We start from the raw sequence: 14749 nt of genomic DNA, 5'->3' as shown, positions 1-14749 counted from the left end.
AAGCGATGAGCCGCATTCCTGATTTCGCTGATGTCGCGTTCGAGCCGACCGCAACCGTTGCGCCGTCGGGCAGCGCCGAGCCGTGGCTGACGCCCGAGGGCATTCTGGTAAAGCCCGTCTATGGCGAGGCTGATCTCGCCGGGCTCGATTTCCTCGAGACCTATCCGGGCATCGCGCCGTTCCTGCGCGGTCCTTACCCGACGATGTATGTCAACCAGCCCTGGACGGTCAGGCAATATGCCGGCTTCTCGACGGCGGAGGACTCCAACGCGTTTTATCGCCGCAACCTGGCTGCCGGTCAGAAGGGCCTCTCGGTCGCCTTCGATCTCGCCACGCATCGCGGCTATGACTCAGATCATCCGCGCGTCGGCGGCGACGTCGGCATGGCCGGCGTCGCCATCGATTCCATCTACGACATGCGCACGCTGTTTGCGGGCATTCCGCTCGACCAGATGAGCGTGTCCATGACCATGAACGGCGCGGTGCTGCCGATCCTCGCGCTGTACGTTGCCGCCGCCGAGGAACAGGGCGTGCCGCCGGAGAAGCTGTCGGGCACCATTCAGAACGACATTCTGAAGGAGTTCATGGTGCGCAACACGTACATTTATCCGCCCGCGCCCTCGATGCGGATCATCTCGGACATTTTTGCGTACACCTCGCAAAAGATGCCGAAGTACAATTCGATCTCGATCTCCGGCTATCACATGCAGGAGGCCGGCGCGACGCAGGACCTCGAGCTCGCCTATACGCTTGCCGACGGCGTCGAATATCTGCGCGCCGGGCTTGCCGCAGGGCTCGACGTCGACCGCTTTGCGCCGCGGCTGTCGTTCTTCTGGGCGATCGGCATGAACTTCTTCATGGAGGTGGCCAAGCTGCGCGCCGCACGGCTGCTCTGGGCGAAGCTCTTGAAGCCGTTCAACCCGAAAGACCCCCGCTCACTGTCGCTGCGCACGCATTCCCAGACCTCGGGCTGGTCGCTGACCGCCCAGGACGTGTTCAACAACGTGATGCGCACGACCGTTGAGGCGATGGCGGCCACGCAAGGCCACACCCAGTCGCTGCACACCAACGCGCTCGACGAAGCGCTGGCGCTGCCGACCGACTTCTCCGCGCGCATCGCCCGCAACACCCAGCTGTTCCTGCAGCAGGAGAGCGGCACCACCCGCATCATCGATCCCTGGGGCGGCTCGTATTACGTCGAGCGGCTGACGCGCGATCTTGCGGCCAAGGCCTGGAGCCACATCCAGGAGGTTGAGGAACTCGGCGGCATGGCAAAGGCCATTGAGGCCGGCGTGCCGAAGCTGCGCATCGAGGAGGCCTCGGCGAAGACCCAGGCGCGCATCGATGCCGGCAAGCAGGCGGTGATCGGCGTCAACAAGTACAAGCCTACGGATGAGGCGCCGATCGAGATCCTCAAGGTCGACAACACCAATGTGCGGCGCTTGCAGATCGACAAGCTGACGCGGCTCAAATCCGAGCGCAACCAGAAGGACGTCGATGCCGCGCTCGCTGCCCTGACGCGCTCGGCCGGCGAAGGCAAGGGCAATCTGCTCGCACTCGCGATCGACGCGGCGCGCGCCAAGGCAACCGTCGGCGAGATTTCGGACGCGATGGAGAAGGTGTTCGGCCGCCACCGCGCCGAGATCAAATCCATCACCGGCGTCTACAAGCGGGAGGCGTCCAGCATGGGCAACCAGGTCGACAAGGTTCAGGCGCTGATCGATGCGTTCGAGGAAGCAGAGGGCCGCCGTCCGCGCATCCTCGTCGCCAAGATCGGCCAGGACGGCCACGACCGCGGCCAGAAGGTGATCGCCTCCGCCTTTGCCGATATCGGCTTCGACGTCGACATCGGGCCGCTGTTCGCCACCGCCGATGAGGCGGCGCGGCAAGCGGTCGAGAACGACGTCCACATCCTCGGCGTCTCCTCGCTCGCGGCTGCGCACCTCACGGCCGTGCCGGAATTGAAAGCCGCGCTCAAAAAGCAGGGCCGCGAGGACATCATGATCATCGTCGGCGGCGTGGTCCCGCCGCAGGATTACGACGCGCTCTACGCGGCCGGCGCCGAAGCGATCTTCCCGCCCGGCACCGTGATCGCTGATGCCGCCGAGGAACTGATCCGCAAGCTGAATGCCCGGCTCGGGCACAGCGAGGCGGCGGAGTAATTCCGCCGCCTTCAGGCTCCCAGCATCAAACCAGCAGGCGTGCTGTCGCGACAATCATCACGTCCTGGTGTGCGCGCTGCGCGTTCTGCGCTGGTTCATCTTGCGATCGTTGCGCTCAAGCAAACGTCCGTGCGCCTCGACGACGTTCGGATAGAGAGTTGATGGATACTGACGTGACGTATCATCGTGCAAACAGGGGCAAGCAGGATCCGCAATTCTTCACGGCAGGTGGCTGGGATTTCGAGCGCAAATATTCGATCCGCTCCGTCGTTGCCGATCGCTATGTCAGCGTGCTGCGCGACGACTACATGGATACCCATGGCGCTCATCCCAACTCGGACGTGAACACGATTCTTTGGGACAAGTCCGAGAGCAAGCGGATCTCGATCCGGCCGTTCTTCGCCGAGACTGCTGACAACGGCCCAACCATGAAAGCGATGGCAAAGGCCATCATCGCCTCACTGAAAATCGAGAAGAAGAAGCGCGACGGCAGCGACACCGCGACCACTGAACGGTTCAAGGGCGTCGAGCCGAGCCTGTCCAAGATCGGCGCGGTGACGCTCGCGCCCTCGACCGAACCGGACAAGAGCTCCGGTCTTACGTTTCACTACCCGCCCTATGCCGTCGGCCCCTATGCCGAGGGGCAATATGTCGCGTTCGTTCCGTGGCAGACTTTGAAGCCCTATCTCGCGCCGGAAGGCGCACGCATTTTCGGCGGAGCGCGGCGCAAAGCCGACGCTGACGAGCAACACTAGGGAAACCATTGCTTACCGCGCCGCGGGACGGCCGCTTGCGACATCAGCGCAAAACTGCGTAGCTTATTGCATTGACACGAGCCCGATTCCCGAGGGCGCCGCCGGAACTATTGATGCCAGGAATCACCCGCCGCGTTTTTGCGGCTTCTTCGGTGGCTGCCGCCACGTCCGCTGTTCTCCCGCGTGCACGCGCACAAGCCTATCCGGCGCGGCCGGTGAGCCTGATCGTGCCCTGGGGCGCGGGTGGCGGCTCGGACGCGACGGCGCGCATGATCGCGACGCTGCTGGAGAAGGAACTCGGCCAGCCGTTCAACGTCGTCAACCGCATCGGCGGGTCCGGCGTCATCGGCCACGCCGAGATCGCAACCGCACCGCCCGATGGCTACACGATCGGCATGCTGACCGTGGAAATCGCGATGCTGCATTGGCAGGCTGCGACGCATCTGACACCGCGGAATTTTGAACCGCTGGCGATGATGAATGAAGATCCGCCAGGCATCCAGGTGTCCACCTCCTCGCCATACAAGACGGCGAAGGAGCTCATGGAGGCCATGAGACTGGCGCCGCAGGGACGCTTCAAGGCGTCAGGAACCGGACAAGGCGGCATCTGGCATCTTGCGCTGGTCGGCTGGATGCAGGCGATGGGACTGCCGGCCAACCAGGTCGCGTGGTCGCCGTCGAATGGCGCGGCAGCGGCGATGCAGGATCTCGTCACGGGCAGCCTCGATCTCACCACTTGCTCGGTGCCGGAGGCGCGCGCGACCATCGATGCCGGACAGGCGCGGAGCCTTGCGATCATGGCGCCGGCGCGCAATCCGATCTTCCCCGACGTCCCGACGCTGAAGGAGGCGCTGGGCGTCGACTACTCCACCAGTTCATGGCGCGGCATCGGGGGACCCAGGGGCTTGCCTCCCGATGTCGCCACCAGCCTGACCGCAGCCTTGAAGAAGGTATACGACTCCGCCGCATTCAAGGACTTCATGACCGGACGCGGTTTCGGCGCCGTCTGGCGCGATGCCGGCCAGTTCGCGACCTTCATGGACCAGGCGGATCGCCGGATGGGACGGGCCATGAAGGCGGCCGGCTTTGCCAAAGCCTGATTTACCAGGTCTGGGGGCCCTCGCCCGCCCGCTTCCGCCGTTGTAAAGCAGGGCATGGCTGAGAAGAAGACGTCGCTTGATATCACCGCCCTCGCCCGCGACTTGCGCGCCGGCCATCGTGCGGCGCTGGCGCGCGCCATCACGCTCGTGGAGAGCCGGCGCGGCGATCACCAGGCGCAGGCGCGCGAGCTGGTGCAGATGCTGCTGCCCGATACCGGCAAGGCATTTCGCGTCGGCATCACGGGTTCGCCCGGTGTCGGCAAATCCACCACCATCGATGTGCTCGGGAGCTACCTGATCGAACGGGGCAACAAGGTTGCGGTGCTTGCGGTCGATCCCTCCTCGGCGCGCAGCGGCGGCTCGATCCTCGGCGACAAGACGCGGATGGCGCGACTCGCGGCGTCCCGCGATGCCTTCATCCGCCCCTCGCCGTCATCAGGCACCCTCGGCGGTGTCGCGGCCAAGACGCGCGAGGCGATGCTTCTGTGCGAAGCGGCCGGCTTCGACGTCGTGCTGGTGGAAACCGTCGGCATCGGCCAGTCCGAGACCGCGGTCTGCGACATGACTGATTTCTTCCTGGCCCTGATGCTGCCGGGCGGCGGAGACGAGTTGCAAGGCATCAAGAAGGGCCTTGTCGAGCTCGCCGACATGATCGCGATCAACAAGGCCGACGGCGACAACGTCAAGCGCGCCAACATCACGGCCGCGGATTACCGCGGCGCGCTGCATATTCTGAGCCCCCGATCCGCGCATTGGCATCCCCCTGTCGAGACGTATTCGGCGCTGACCGGCGACGGCATCGCAAAGCTCTGGCAGAAGGTTCTGGATCACCGCACGGCGATGAATGCCTCCGGCGAGTTCGCCGCGCGCCGGCGCGACCAGCAGGTGAAATGGATGTGGTCGATGCTGGAAAGCCGCATGCTGTCGCGGTTGCGGAGCGAGGCGTCGGTGCGCACCAGGGTCAAAAAGATCGAGGCGGAAGTCGCCGACGGCCATCTCACCCCGGCGCTCGCCGCCGAGCGGATTCTGGAGTTGCTGCAATGAGCGAAAAACTCCGCCTTCTCCTCACCGGCTTCGGGCCGTTTCCGGGCGCGCCGCACAATCCGACCCGGCCCCTGGTGACGCGGCTGGCGCAACTGCGCCGTCCCGCGCTCGATGACGTCGAGATTTTCAGCCATATCTTTCCGGTGACCTACGCCGCAGTCGACCGCCAATTGCCTGATGTGCTGGCGCAGGTGAAGCCGGATGCGCTGTTGATGTTCGGCCTCGCCGCACGCACGCCTTACCTGCGCATCGAGAGCCGCGCGCGTAACGCCGTCACCATGCTGTGGCCCGATGCCGCCAACACGCGGTCGAGCAAGCGCGGCATCGCTGGTCATGCCGACGCCATGACGTTCGGTCCGCATACGGCAAGGCTGCTGCGCGCCGCGCGCCTCACCGGCATCGATGCGCGGCCCTCGCGCGATGCCGGCGCCTATCTTTGCAATTACCTGAGCTGGCGCGCGATCGAGAATGTGAAGGCAGGCGGCCCGAGGCTGGCGGCATTCATCCACATTCCGCTGCTTGCCCGCAGCGGCGCAGTGCGGCGCAAGGGCGCGCCCCGGATCACGCTCGAGGAACTGGTGGATGCCGGCGAAGCGATGTTGATGGAGATGGTGCACTTGGCCCGCAAGGAACGCACATTCGGTTGCGTAAACATTTAACCCTACCACGAACAATCCTCACGGCCTCCTCCGCCCTGCGCTACCTAACTCTCGCGGACATCCCGCGTCCGCCGAAGGACGCATCATGGACCTCAGCCGCCGCCATCTCATTGGAGCTTCGACCGCCGGCGTGGCCGGCGCGCTCGCGATGCCGGTCGACGCCGCGCGCGCCGCGCCGCTGACGTCGTTGCTCGGCCGCGATGCCACCCAATACGGCGTGCGCCCCGGCAGCAGCGAGGACCAGACCCGCGCGCTCCAGCGGGCCATCGACGAAGCCTCGCGCGGACGGATGCCTCTTGCTCTGCCTCCCGGTGTCTATCGCACTGGCCTGTTGCGGCTGCCTGATGGAGCGCAACTGATCGGCGTGCGCGGCGCGACGAAACTCGTCTTCACCGGGGGAGCATCTGCGATACAGAGCGACGGCGCTGACGCGATCGGCCTCACTGGCATTACCTTCGAAGGAGCCGGCATTCCACTGCCGACCCGGCGCGGGCTGATCCATGTCCTGGGCGGCCGCGATGTCCGTATCACCGATTGCGAGATCACCGGCTCCGGCGGCAGCGGCATCTGGCTCGAGCAGGTGTCGGGCGAAATCGCCGGCAACATCTTCACCGACATCGCGGTGACTGCCGTGGTCTCGTTCGACGCAAAGGGTCTCAGCGTCTCCTGCAACACCATCGCCGGCACCAACGACAACGGCATCGAAATCCTGCGCACCGCAATCGGCGACGACGGCACTCTCGTCGCCGACAATCGCATCGAGGACATCAAGGCAGGCCCCGGCGGCTCCGGCCAGTATGGCAACGCCATCAACGCCTTTCGCGCCGCCAACGTCATCGTGCGCGGCAACCGCATCAGGAATTGCGACTACTCCGCGGTGCGCGGCAACTCGGCTTCGAACATCCACATATCAGGCAACAGCGTCAGCGACGTGCGCGAGGTCGCGCTCTATTCCGAGTTTTCGTTCGAGGCAGCAGTGATCGCCAACAACACGGTCGATGGCGCGGCCGTCGGCATCTCCGTCTGCAATTTCAACGAAGGCGGCCGCATCGCGGTGGTCCAGGGCAACATCATCCGCAATTTGATCCCGAAGCGGCCGATCGGCACGGCGCCGGATGACGATGCCGGCATCGGCATTTACGTCGAGGCCGACACGTCGGTCACAGGCAATGTGATCGAGAATGCGCCGTCCTACGGCATCGTCGCAGGCTGGGGCCAATATCTGCGCGACGTCGCGATCACGGGCAATGTGATCCGCAAGGCGCTCGCCGGCATCGGCGTCTCCGTCGCGCCGGGCGCCGGCGCCGCACTCGTCAACAACAACATGATCTCGGAAACCCCACGCGGCGCCGTCGTCGGCCTGGACCACGCGCGTGCCGTGACCTCGGACCTGTCGGCGGACGGCGCGCAGCGTTTTACGCAGGTGATGATCGGCGGCAACGCGGTGCGGCAGTAGCGCCGCGTAGGCAGTCGGGCCGTGCATCCTTCGAGGCTCTCCATGGGACGCGTTGCGTCCCATGCTTCGCACCTCAGGATGCCGGAATGGAGAAGAGCGCGGCGGTCTCTGGAACGTTCAGCCTAGAACGCATTGCGCAGCAGCGGGTACTTTGCCTCGATGCCATCGAGACTGAAGGTGAATTCGACGACGCGTTCGGGGGCGGCGACGATGTTGTCAGCGGGGGGCGCGAAGGTCTGCAGGAACGCGACGATCGACTCCGCCGGCGCAGTCGGCGCCATTCGAGCTGGCGGCGCCATCGGGACGAGCGGTGCGATGGGCGCCTCGACGACATCTGCGAGCACGCCCGGCGTCGGCTCGAGCGTGACCGACACGGTGGTCTCGGGCGCGATGTGCATGGCCTTTGGCTGCACGGTCTGAGCCTGCTCGCGCGGAAGCACGCGCGGCATGGTCGCCGGCGACCAGCCGAATGCGGAGGTCACGCTCGCGGCAGCCGCGGCGACGTCCCCGCCACTCGCAAGCGCGCGCCAGGTCTGGACCGCACGCTTGGCTTCCTGAATGTTTTCAAGGAATGCGAGCTCGGAATGGTAGCGGCGCCAGCGTCCGGTCTCGAACATTTCGGAGAGATGCTCCAGCCGCTGTTCGGCAAGAACGCACCAGCGTGCCGCAAGGTCGCGGTCAACAGCCGTGCTTTGGCGATGTGTCATAAACCAGCCCGTCAGGAGAAAATACGGACGCGACGCAACGCACACGAATCAATTTAGACGCGACGTGAATATTTTGTGGAAAAGTTTTGACTTGTCCAGCAACGCCACGGCTCTCGTCACGAAATACCGTAGTCGTGCGGAGTTCTCAGGGGTTTGCGAGTCAAGCTTCGAACAAGCATAGCGGGCTTGCCGCGTCCCACGCCGGCCCTGCGACGACGACCGCAGCTGCGGCCTCAACCGCAGGCTGATCAGACCTGGCGCTTGCACATCGCACTTCAAGACATCGGATGGGCCCAAAAGAAAAGACCCGTCCGGGGGGACAACCGGACGGGTCGAGCCATATGGGCGCTTGGGGTGGATGGGCGCTCGCGCCTGATATGACTGATGGGGAGGGATGACCGCTCCCACGTAATTTGGTCGTGGCAGCACGCTGAACGTTCAATGCGGCGTTCGATTTTTCGACCCTGGGCCGACGCGCAATGTTGTCGCGGCCGTTACTGCGCTGGCGGCCTATCCGCCTGAAAAATCGTGGATTTATCGCCGGAATTCGACAGCGAGGGCCGCTGCTCGAGGGCGCGGATGCCGGGGTCCTCGCGACGCTTCTCGGCATCTTCACGTTTAGTTGTAGCGGACGCGGCGGCGACCGGCGTCGTGCCGTCGACCGGAATGGCCATCACCGCAGCAAACGCATCGGGCTCGCCGTCGCCATAGAGATCATCACGCCCGGGTGAACCGAGGTCGCGCGCGGTCTTGGCCAGCGTCATGCGCAGCGCTTCCGGCTTGAGCGCGTAGTTGCGCTCGAGCAGCAATGCCGCGACGCCGGAGACGTAGGCGGCCGAGAAGGAGGTACCCGACGTGATCTGATATTTGCCGTCGGGCGCCGGCAGGAAGATCTCGACGCCCGGCGCGGCCAGCGCGACGTAGTTGCCGCGGTTCGACGCGGTGAACAACTTGTCCTGCCGATCGGTTGCGCTCACTGCGATCACGTTGGGATTGGCCGCGGGATAGAGCGGCGGCGATTTGGCGCCGGCATTGCCGGCCGCCGCGATCAGCACGAGGCCACGCTCGGCACTCGCCGCGATCGCGCGCTCGATGACCGCGTCCTTGGGACCGGCAAAGCTCATATTGACGATCTGGGCGCCGTGCTCCGCGGCATAATTGAGCGACCGCAGGATGATGTAGGACGAGCTCTCGGCACCGCCGATAGTGCCGCCGAACGCCCTGATGGCGATGATGCGCGCTTCCGGCGCGCTGCCCATCAGCTTGGCATGGGCCACGATCGCACCGGCAATGCCGGTGCCATGGATATGGGCGCCCTCGCCACTGCCGAGCGCGTCGAAGACGTCGGCAATGGAATTGGCGAGCTCGGGATGTTTTGCGTCGATCCCGGAATCGATCACTGCAACCATCACGTTGGCGCCGTGCACCAGCGTGTGCGCCTGCGGCAGCCGCAGCTTCGAGAGCGCGTATTGCGCCGGATCGCCTTCGGTCGGCACCGCCGGCTTCTCGTCCTGCAGCAAATAGCGGAAGTTCGGCTGCAGCGAGCGTACGCTGCCATCGGCGGCGAACTCGCGGCGCGCCGTCTCGTACGGCCTGCCGTCGCTGATGCGAAACAGGCCGACCGTAGCCCCGATCAGCGGGAAATTCTCCGAAGAGATGCGGATCAAGCCGTGGCGTCGCGCAAGCTCGTCGGCTTCGGTCGGCGACAGCGCGCCATCGATCTCGGCCACGAATTCATTGGCGAAACTGCGCGAGGTCATGGCAACCGGCGTCGCGTTGCCACGTCCCTTGCGGGCGCTCTTTTTGGCCGACTTGCCGGAGCCGTCGCCGCCGCCATTCGGCTGGCCGAGGCACTCGCCATCGGCATCGCGAGAGGCGTTAGAGCAGGCCGGATAGAGATTTGGCGAGTAGCGCGCGTAGGGCAGCACGGGGTTGACGGAATTCGGGGCGATCCGCGCGATGCTATGAACCGTGGGCGTCACGTGCGGCGTCACATGCGGACCGTGATCGCCTCCCGCGACACGCGCCGCGACGCCCGGTGAGATCGTGGGCGTACGCGTGGGAATGCTGATCGTCGGCGTGCGCATGATCGCCTGGGCGTGGGCGACCTCGAGACCGGGACAGGCAAGCAGGAGCGCGGCCCCGAGCGACGAAGCATAGGCCCCGGTTCGCAACAGGCTCTGGGACTTGCGCGTCATCGCTGCAGGGGCGGCCTTAAGGCGCCGCGACGGCGAGGTTGACGAACTTCTCGCGCTGCATTCTGGCGAGCAACGCAGTGAGCTCGTCCTGGCTCATCGCCTTGTCGAACTGGAGGCGGAACATGCCGCCTTTGGCATCGCCGATGATCGAGGCCTGGTAATTGTCGAGCAGCGCGGTGATGTCGGCGACGCGCGCCTCCGGCGTGAAGCGCACCAGCGCCCGCGAAGGTGTAGCCGCCCCGAGCTCGCGCATGACCGGCGCACCGGTCGAGAGCGAAGCAGTCTGGAAGGTCGCGGGCTGGGTCTGCATCAAGACGGCGCCGATGATGCCGGCCTGGAGCAGCAGCGCGATCGCGCCAAGGGTCGCGGACCAGGCCAGCGTGCGCGGCGACAGGCTCGCGAAGAACGTGGCGATACGCGCCGGGAGCGGCAACGAACGGGTCGCCCGCGCGGGCTCAGCGTCGATTGCGGCGAACAGCTTCTGCATCGCGCGCGCCGACGGAGCACCCAGGCTCTCATTCAGGTGGATGGTCTCTTCGTATTCGCCGCGGATCGCCGCATATTGCTTTGCGAGCTCCGGATCGCCGGCAAGCGCTTCCTCGACGCGTCGGGTGTCGCGCGGGTTCAGCGTTCCGGCGGCGTACCACGGCAGCAGCAACTCGATCTCCCCGGGCTCTCGCTCCAGCATCTTCTTGCTCAAAGCCATCATGGCCAGCCTCGCTCAATGCCGGCTGCCTGCAGCAGTTCGGCCAATTTCTTGCGCGCATAGAAGAGGCGCGTCTTTACCGTGTTCTCCGGGATGCCGACGATCTCGGCCACCTCTTCCACTGATTTCTCGTGGTAATAGACGAGGTCGACGATTTCCCGATGGTCCGGCGAGAGGCCCGTCAGACACTCCCGCAACGCTTCACTGGTATCTTTCTTCTGAACCGCCGTTTCTGGATTGTCGGATGAATCCTCGATCGCATTGGCGGCCTCGTCGTCCAATTCAAGATCCTTTCGGCGACGAAGCGCAGAGAGGGCCTTGAATCGGGTGATTGCCAGCAGCCAGGTGGAAACGGCGGATCGGCCCTCGAATTTGCCGGCTTGACGCCAGACATCCAGAAAAACCTCGCTGATGAGGTCTTCCGCCGTCTGCTCGTCCCGCACGAGCCTCAGCCCGAACCTGTAAACCCTGACATGGTGCCGCCCGTACAGCACCTGCATGGCGAGCCGGTCACCCTGGGCGATCCTGGCGATCAGGACCTCGTCCGTAGCCGCCTGTGTCACGCTCAAAGCCGGTCTCGCAAGATTGGTCGAGTCGAGGCGGGGGACGGTTCGACGGGAGGCGCGAAATTCTCCAACCTATCCAAGTCATGCCGGGAACTGTGTGATCTACCGCACATGCGCGCGATTTTCTCGTCGTACCGGAGGCGGTCGGTCTTGGGGCTCGAGGACGGTAACATAATACGGAAATACTCTGTTGCGGACTCACCGTGGCCGAGGCGGACGGCTCGATCGCGCCGATGCGTCACGGCCATGTGAACCATTTGTCGCGCGGCGCCGGATTTGGTCCGGCGATATCGCCTGGGGATGCCCTAATGACCGCCGAATCCCGCGCTGCCACAAGACCCTTCTCCGCGCGGCGCCTCCGGGATTCGGTGCAAAAGGATACCAAACCTAAAGGCTTGCCACGTAGATTTTTTAGGCTGACATCCACCCTTTGGCGAGGACCATGAGCACGGCCGCGACGTCCTTTCCGGAGAGGAGTGCCGCAGAGGTCGCGGATATCGTCCTCGCGCCCGAGGCGGCCGCACCGGCAGTGCTGGCGCGCCGGGCCCGCCAGCGCCGCCAGATGTATATCGGCCAGGCCGTGAGCTATTCGCTCGGCGCCGCCGTGCTGCTGCTCTATGCCTATGACGGCGCCATCCACATCAACGTTCCATCGCTGTTCTGGGTCGGCGGCCTCCTGATCATCGGCATCTTCACCGTGATGTCGGAGGCCGGCGTCGGCGAGAAGCGCGACGACCATTATCTCACGGTCTTCCAGATCTCGGCGCACATGGCGCTGCAATTCATTTTCCTGGTGTCGGTGCCGACGATCGGGATCGCCTTCATCAGCGTGCTGTTCCTGATCTTCGCCTTCGGCACGCTGCGCATGACCCCGGCCCAGGCGATGCTGACATGGGCAATCGCGACGGTCGCGCTTGCGGCCGTGTTCCTCGGCTCCGATCTGCCGATCGGCATGCCGGTTGCGACCCGGCTCGAACGGATCGCGTCGATGCTGTGCTTCGTGCTGGTGATCGGCCAGTGCGCCTTCCTCGGCCTGTTCGGCGCCACGCTCCGCAAGATCCTGTATCGGCGCAGCATCGAGCTGAAGGCGGCCTATCGGCGCATCGAGGAGCTCGCCGAGCTCGACGAGCTGACCGGCTCCTATAACCGCCGCAGCATCATGCGGCTTCTCGATGCTGAGATCGAGAACTCGCGGCAGGCCGCCGCGCCATGCGCCATCGCGCTGATCGATCTCGACTGGTTCAAGCGCATCAACGACGCCCACGGCCATCCCATCGGCGACGAGGTGCTGCGGACCTTCGCCATCACCATGTTCGCCAACATCCGCCCCGGCGACCGTTTCGGTCGTTATGGCGGCGAGGAGTTTCTGCTCCTGCTGCCGGGCACCGAGAGCAACGCCGCATCGCACATGCTCGACCGGCTGCGCGGCATCGTCGCCGATCTCGACTGGAGCGCATTCTCGCCCGGCATGCGCGTGACGATTTCCGCCGGCGTCGTGACGCTGCGCGACAATGATACTGCCGACACATTTCTCGCGCGCGCCGACAGCGCGCTCTATTCCGCCAAGGCTCAGGGGCGCAACCGCATTGCCACGAGCTGACCAATCCATTTTTTGCCGGCGGGCATGAACGCGCCGGACCGAACGCTCCAGGACAGGGCCATGACATCCAAATCCGTCAAATCATCAGAAAACATCCTCGACGAATTGCAGTCGGCGCTCGCGCACGGCACCGTAGCCCGACGGGTCGAGACGCTGCGCCGGGTCACCGATCTCTTCCTCAACAACGTGGCGGATTATACCGAGGACCATGTCCGGGTGTTCGACGACGTCTTCCAATGCCTGATCGAGCAGATCGAGACCTCGGCGAGGGCGCTGCTCGCCGACCGCCTCGCCCCGGTCGCAGCCGCGCCGCCGCAGATCATCCGTACGCTTGCGCTCGACGACGTCATCGAGGTCGCAGGTCCCGTGCTGTCGAAATCAGAGCGGCTGGACGAAACGACCCTGATCGATATCGCGCGCCGCAAGAGCCAGGCCCACCTCAAGGCGATCTCGCTGCGGCGAGTGCTGTCCGAAGCACTGACCGACGTGCTGGTGACGCGCGGCAACCAAGACGTGGTGCAGTCGACGGTCAATAATCCGGGCGCGCGGCTCTCCCAGGGCAGCCTGACCGATCTCGTCACCCGCGCCGAGCGCGACGACGACCTTGCCGCCTGCATCGGCCTGCGGCCCGACCTGCCGCGGCATCATTATCTGAAACTGGTCGCCAAGGCGTCGCTGAGCGTCCGCAGGAAGCTGGAGGCCGCCCATCCTGGACTCGCGGACGAAGTCTCCAGCGTGGTCCAGGAGGCCGCGCAGCGGGTCCGCGCCGCTGCCATGACCAAGCAGACCGAGATGGCACGCGCGCTGGTTAAATCGCTCCATGACGACGGCCGTTTGACCGAAATCCAGGTCGCGACGTTCGCCGAGCAGGGCAAGTTCGACGAGGCCAATGCCGGGCTCGCGGCGCTCGCCGACGTTCCGGTCGAGACCGCCGAGAACATGATGATCGAGAGCCAGGTCGAGGGTCTGATGATCCTCGCCAAGGTCGCCGGCATGCAATGGGCGAGCGTTCGCGCGATCATCGCCATGCGCGAAAAGCTCTCGGGCGGGCCGAAGGCCGACATGCTGACGCTGCGCGACACCTATGAGGGCCTGCGCAGCTCCACTGCCCAGCAGGTGCTGCGCTTCCACCGCATGCAGGGCACGACGTCGGCGGCCTAATACCGCAAGACCTTCGACCCGACCACCGCGCCGATCGCGGTCACCAGCGCGGTCGCGATAGTGTACCAGGTCGCGACGAACAGCGGCGAGTCGTCCGTGCAATGCGAGGCGTAAAGGGTGGCGGCGAGCCCGGCCGACAACAGGCCGGCCAGCGCGCCGGCCAGCGCAGGCCGCGACGGCGCGCCGTGGCGCAGGCCGAACAACGCGCCCGCCAGCAAGGGCAGCGACATTGCGGGAATCGCAGACAGGCACGCCCGCGAGTTCTTGCCGACGAGACGCATCGCCATCGGCATGGCCGGCGCCATCATCGCCTCGCTGCCGATCGCGACTGCAAGCAATCCCACAGGCAGCAGCAGGAGCCAGCCCCAGCCGCGCATCAAGGCTTCCGGCCGCGACAGATGCAGGCTGATGATGATCGCGGGGATCGCGAGCGACAGCGTGACCGCGAACTTCATGTCGAAGAACGGGTTGTGCATGGCGCTCATCACGTCCGAGCGCACGCCGAGGAACGTCGCGAAGATCAGGATCGACAAGGGCGCCGCGACCAGCAGTCCCGTGGTCAGCAAGGCGCCCACGCGCGGGGCGCGGCGGGCGTTGTCGGCCGCGAGCGTGCGAATGAGTTGATCGGTGTCCAT

General features: G+C 65.4%; 12 protein-coding genes and 1 pseudogene. 8 read left to right on the top strand and 5 right to left on the bottom strand.

The features are described from left to right. Positions 1-5 precede the first annotated feature (5 nt). The 6 genes and pseudogenes from scpA to ACVIIW_RS21685 all read left to right on the top strand — a co-directional run bounded on the left by scpA (position 6) and on the right by ACVIIW_RS21685 (position 7176). Entirely contained in the window at positions 6-2162 is a 2157-nt protein-coding gene (scpA, locus tag ACVIIW_RS21710; RefSeq protein WP_456705222.1) for a methylmalonyl-CoA mutase, read from the top strand. A gap of 188 nt (positions 2163-2350) precedes the next feature. Then, a pseudogene (locus ACVIIW_RS21705) lies at positions 2351-2917 on the top strand (RsiV family protein); the annotation flags it as partial. A 113-nt stretch (positions 2918-3030) separates the two neighbouring features. Beyond that, the gene (locus ACVIIW_RS21700; protein WP_456702594.1) at positions 3031-4017 is read left to right on the top strand and encodes a tripartite tricarboxylate transporter substrate binding protein; all 987 of its coding nucleotides are present in this window, start codon (positions 3031-3033) and stop codon (positions 4015-4017) included. A 54-nt stretch (positions 4018-4071) separates the two neighbouring features. Next, on the top strand, positions 4072-5061 hold the full coding sequence (gene meaB / locus ACVIIW_RS21695) for a methylmalonyl Co-A mutase-associated GTPase MeaB (protein WP_456702593.1): 990 nt from the start codon (positions 4072-4074) through the stop codon (positions 5059-5061). Then, positions 5058-5720, top strand: coding sequence for a pyroglutamyl-peptidase I family protein (locus ACVIIW_RS21690; RefSeq protein WP_456702592.1), 663 nt, complete (start codon positions 5058-5060; stop codon positions 5718-5720). The genes meaB and ACVIIW_RS21690 overlap by 4 nt, the downstream gene beginning before the upstream one ends. An 85-nt stretch (positions 5721-5805) precedes the next feature. Further along, complete coding sequence (locus tag ACVIIW_RS21685) at positions 5806-7176, top strand: TIGR03808 family TAT-translocated repetitive protein (RefSeq protein ID WP_456702591.1); 1371 nt, start codon at positions 5806-5808, stop codon at positions 7174-7176. A 122-nt stretch (positions 7177-7298) separates the two neighbouring features. On the opposite strand, the gene ACVIIW_RS21680 is transcribed toward ACVIIW_RS21685, so the two are convergent. From ACVIIW_RS21680 to ACVIIW_RS21665, 4 genes are all read right to left on the bottom strand, one after another. Further along, positions 7299-7883, bottom strand: a complete 585-nt coding sequence (locus tag ACVIIW_RS21680; protein WP_456702590.1) for a TIGR03809 family protein — start codon at positions 7881-7883, stop codon at positions 7299-7301. A gap of 494 nt (positions 7884-8377) precedes the next feature. After that, positions 8378-10081 (bottom strand): S8 family serine peptidase, encoded by a 1704-nt coding sequence (locus tag ACVIIW_RS21675; protein ID WP_456702589.1) that lies wholly within the window; start codon positions 10079-10081, stop codon positions 8378-8380. Positions 10082-10097: 16 nt separating this feature from the next. Then, positions 10098-10790 (bottom strand): hypothetical protein, encoded by a 693-nt coding sequence (locus tag ACVIIW_RS21670; RefSeq protein ID WP_456702588.1) that lies wholly within the window; start codon positions 10788-10790, stop codon positions 10098-10100. Next, positions 10787-11356 carry a sigma-70 family RNA polymerase sigma factor gene (locus ACVIIW_RS21665; RefSeq protein ID WP_456702587.1) on the bottom strand — a complete coding sequence of 190 codons (570 nt, stop codon included), beginning with the start codon at positions 11354-11356 and terminating at the stop codon, positions 10787-10789. Before ACVIIW_RS21665 ends, ACVIIW_RS21670 begins: the two co-directional genes overlap by 4 nt. Positions 11357-11795: 439 nt before the next feature. Between ACVIIW_RS21665 and ACVIIW_RS21660 the strand changes: the two genes are divergently transcribed. Then, positions 11796-12953 carry a GGDEF domain-containing protein gene (locus tag ACVIIW_RS21660; RefSeq protein ID WP_456702586.1) on the top strand — a complete coding sequence of 386 codons (1158 nt, stop codon included), beginning with the start codon at positions 11796-11798 and terminating at the stop codon, positions 12951-12953. A 60-nt stretch (positions 12954-13013) separates the two neighbouring features. After that, on the top strand, positions 13014-14114 hold the full coding sequence (locus ACVIIW_RS21655; protein WP_456702585.1) for a DUF2336 domain-containing protein: 1101 nt from the start codon (positions 13014-13016) through the stop codon (positions 14112-14114). On the opposite strand, the gene ACVIIW_RS21650 is transcribed toward ACVIIW_RS21655, so the two are convergent. Continuing rightward, entirely contained in the window at positions 14111-14749 is a 639-nt protein-coding gene (locus ACVIIW_RS21650; RefSeq protein WP_456702584.1) for an NrsF family protein, read from the bottom strand. The two genes, ACVIIW_RS21655 and ACVIIW_RS21650, sit on opposite strands and share 4 nt — an antisense overlap.

Source organism: Bradyrhizobium sp. USDA 4449 (assembly GCF_054056275.1).
The sequence above is the reverse complement of the archived record's forward strand: the minus strand, read 5'-3'. Positions and strand labels throughout refer to the sequence as shown.

Bases quoted from the DNA above. Each gene is read 5' to 3' on its own strand.
- scpA (WP_456705222.1), top strand. From the start codon at position 6: ATGAGCCGCATTCCTGATTTCGCTGATGTCGCGTTCGAGCCGACCGCA.
- ACVIIW_RS21700 (WP_456702594.1), top strand. From the start codon at position 3,031: ATGCCAGGAATCACCCGCCGCGTTTTTGCGGCTTCTTCGGTGGCTGCC.
- ACVIIW_RS21690 (WP_456702592.1), top strand. From the start codon at position 5,058: ATGAGCGAAAAACTCCGCCTTCTCCTCACCGGCTTCGGGCCGTTTCCG.
- ACVIIW_RS21685 (WP_456702591.1), top strand. From the start codon at position 5,806: ATGGACCTCAGCCGCCGCCATCTCATTGGAGCTTCGACCGCCGGCGTG.
- ACVIIW_RS21670 (WP_456702588.1), bottom strand. From the start codon at position 10,790: ATGATGGCTTTGAGCAAGAAGATGCTGGAGCGAGAGCCCGGGGAGATC.
- ACVIIW_RS21680 (WP_456702590.1), bottom strand. From the start codon at position 7,883: ATGACACATCGCCAAAGCACGGCTGTTGACCGCGACCTTGCGGCACGC.
- ACVIIW_RS21650 (WP_456702584.1), bottom strand. From the start codon at position 14,749: ATGGACACCGATCAACTCATTCGCACGCTCGCGGCCGACAACGCCCGC.
- ACVIIW_RS21675 (WP_456702589.1), bottom strand. From the start codon at position 10,081: ATGACGCGCAAGTCCCAGAGCCTGTTGCGAACCGGGGCCTATGCTTCG.
- meaB (WP_456702593.1), top strand. From the start codon at position 4,072: ATGGCTGAGAAGAAGACGTCGCTTGATATCACCGCCCTCGCCCGCGAC.
- ACVIIW_RS21660 (WP_456702586.1), top strand. From the start codon at position 11,796: ATGAGCACGGCCGCGACGTCCTTTCCGGAGAGGAGTGCCGCAGAGGTC.
- ACVIIW_RS21655 (WP_456702585.1), top strand. From the start codon at position 13,014: ATGACATCCAAATCCGTCAAATCATCAGAAAACATCCTCGACGAATTG.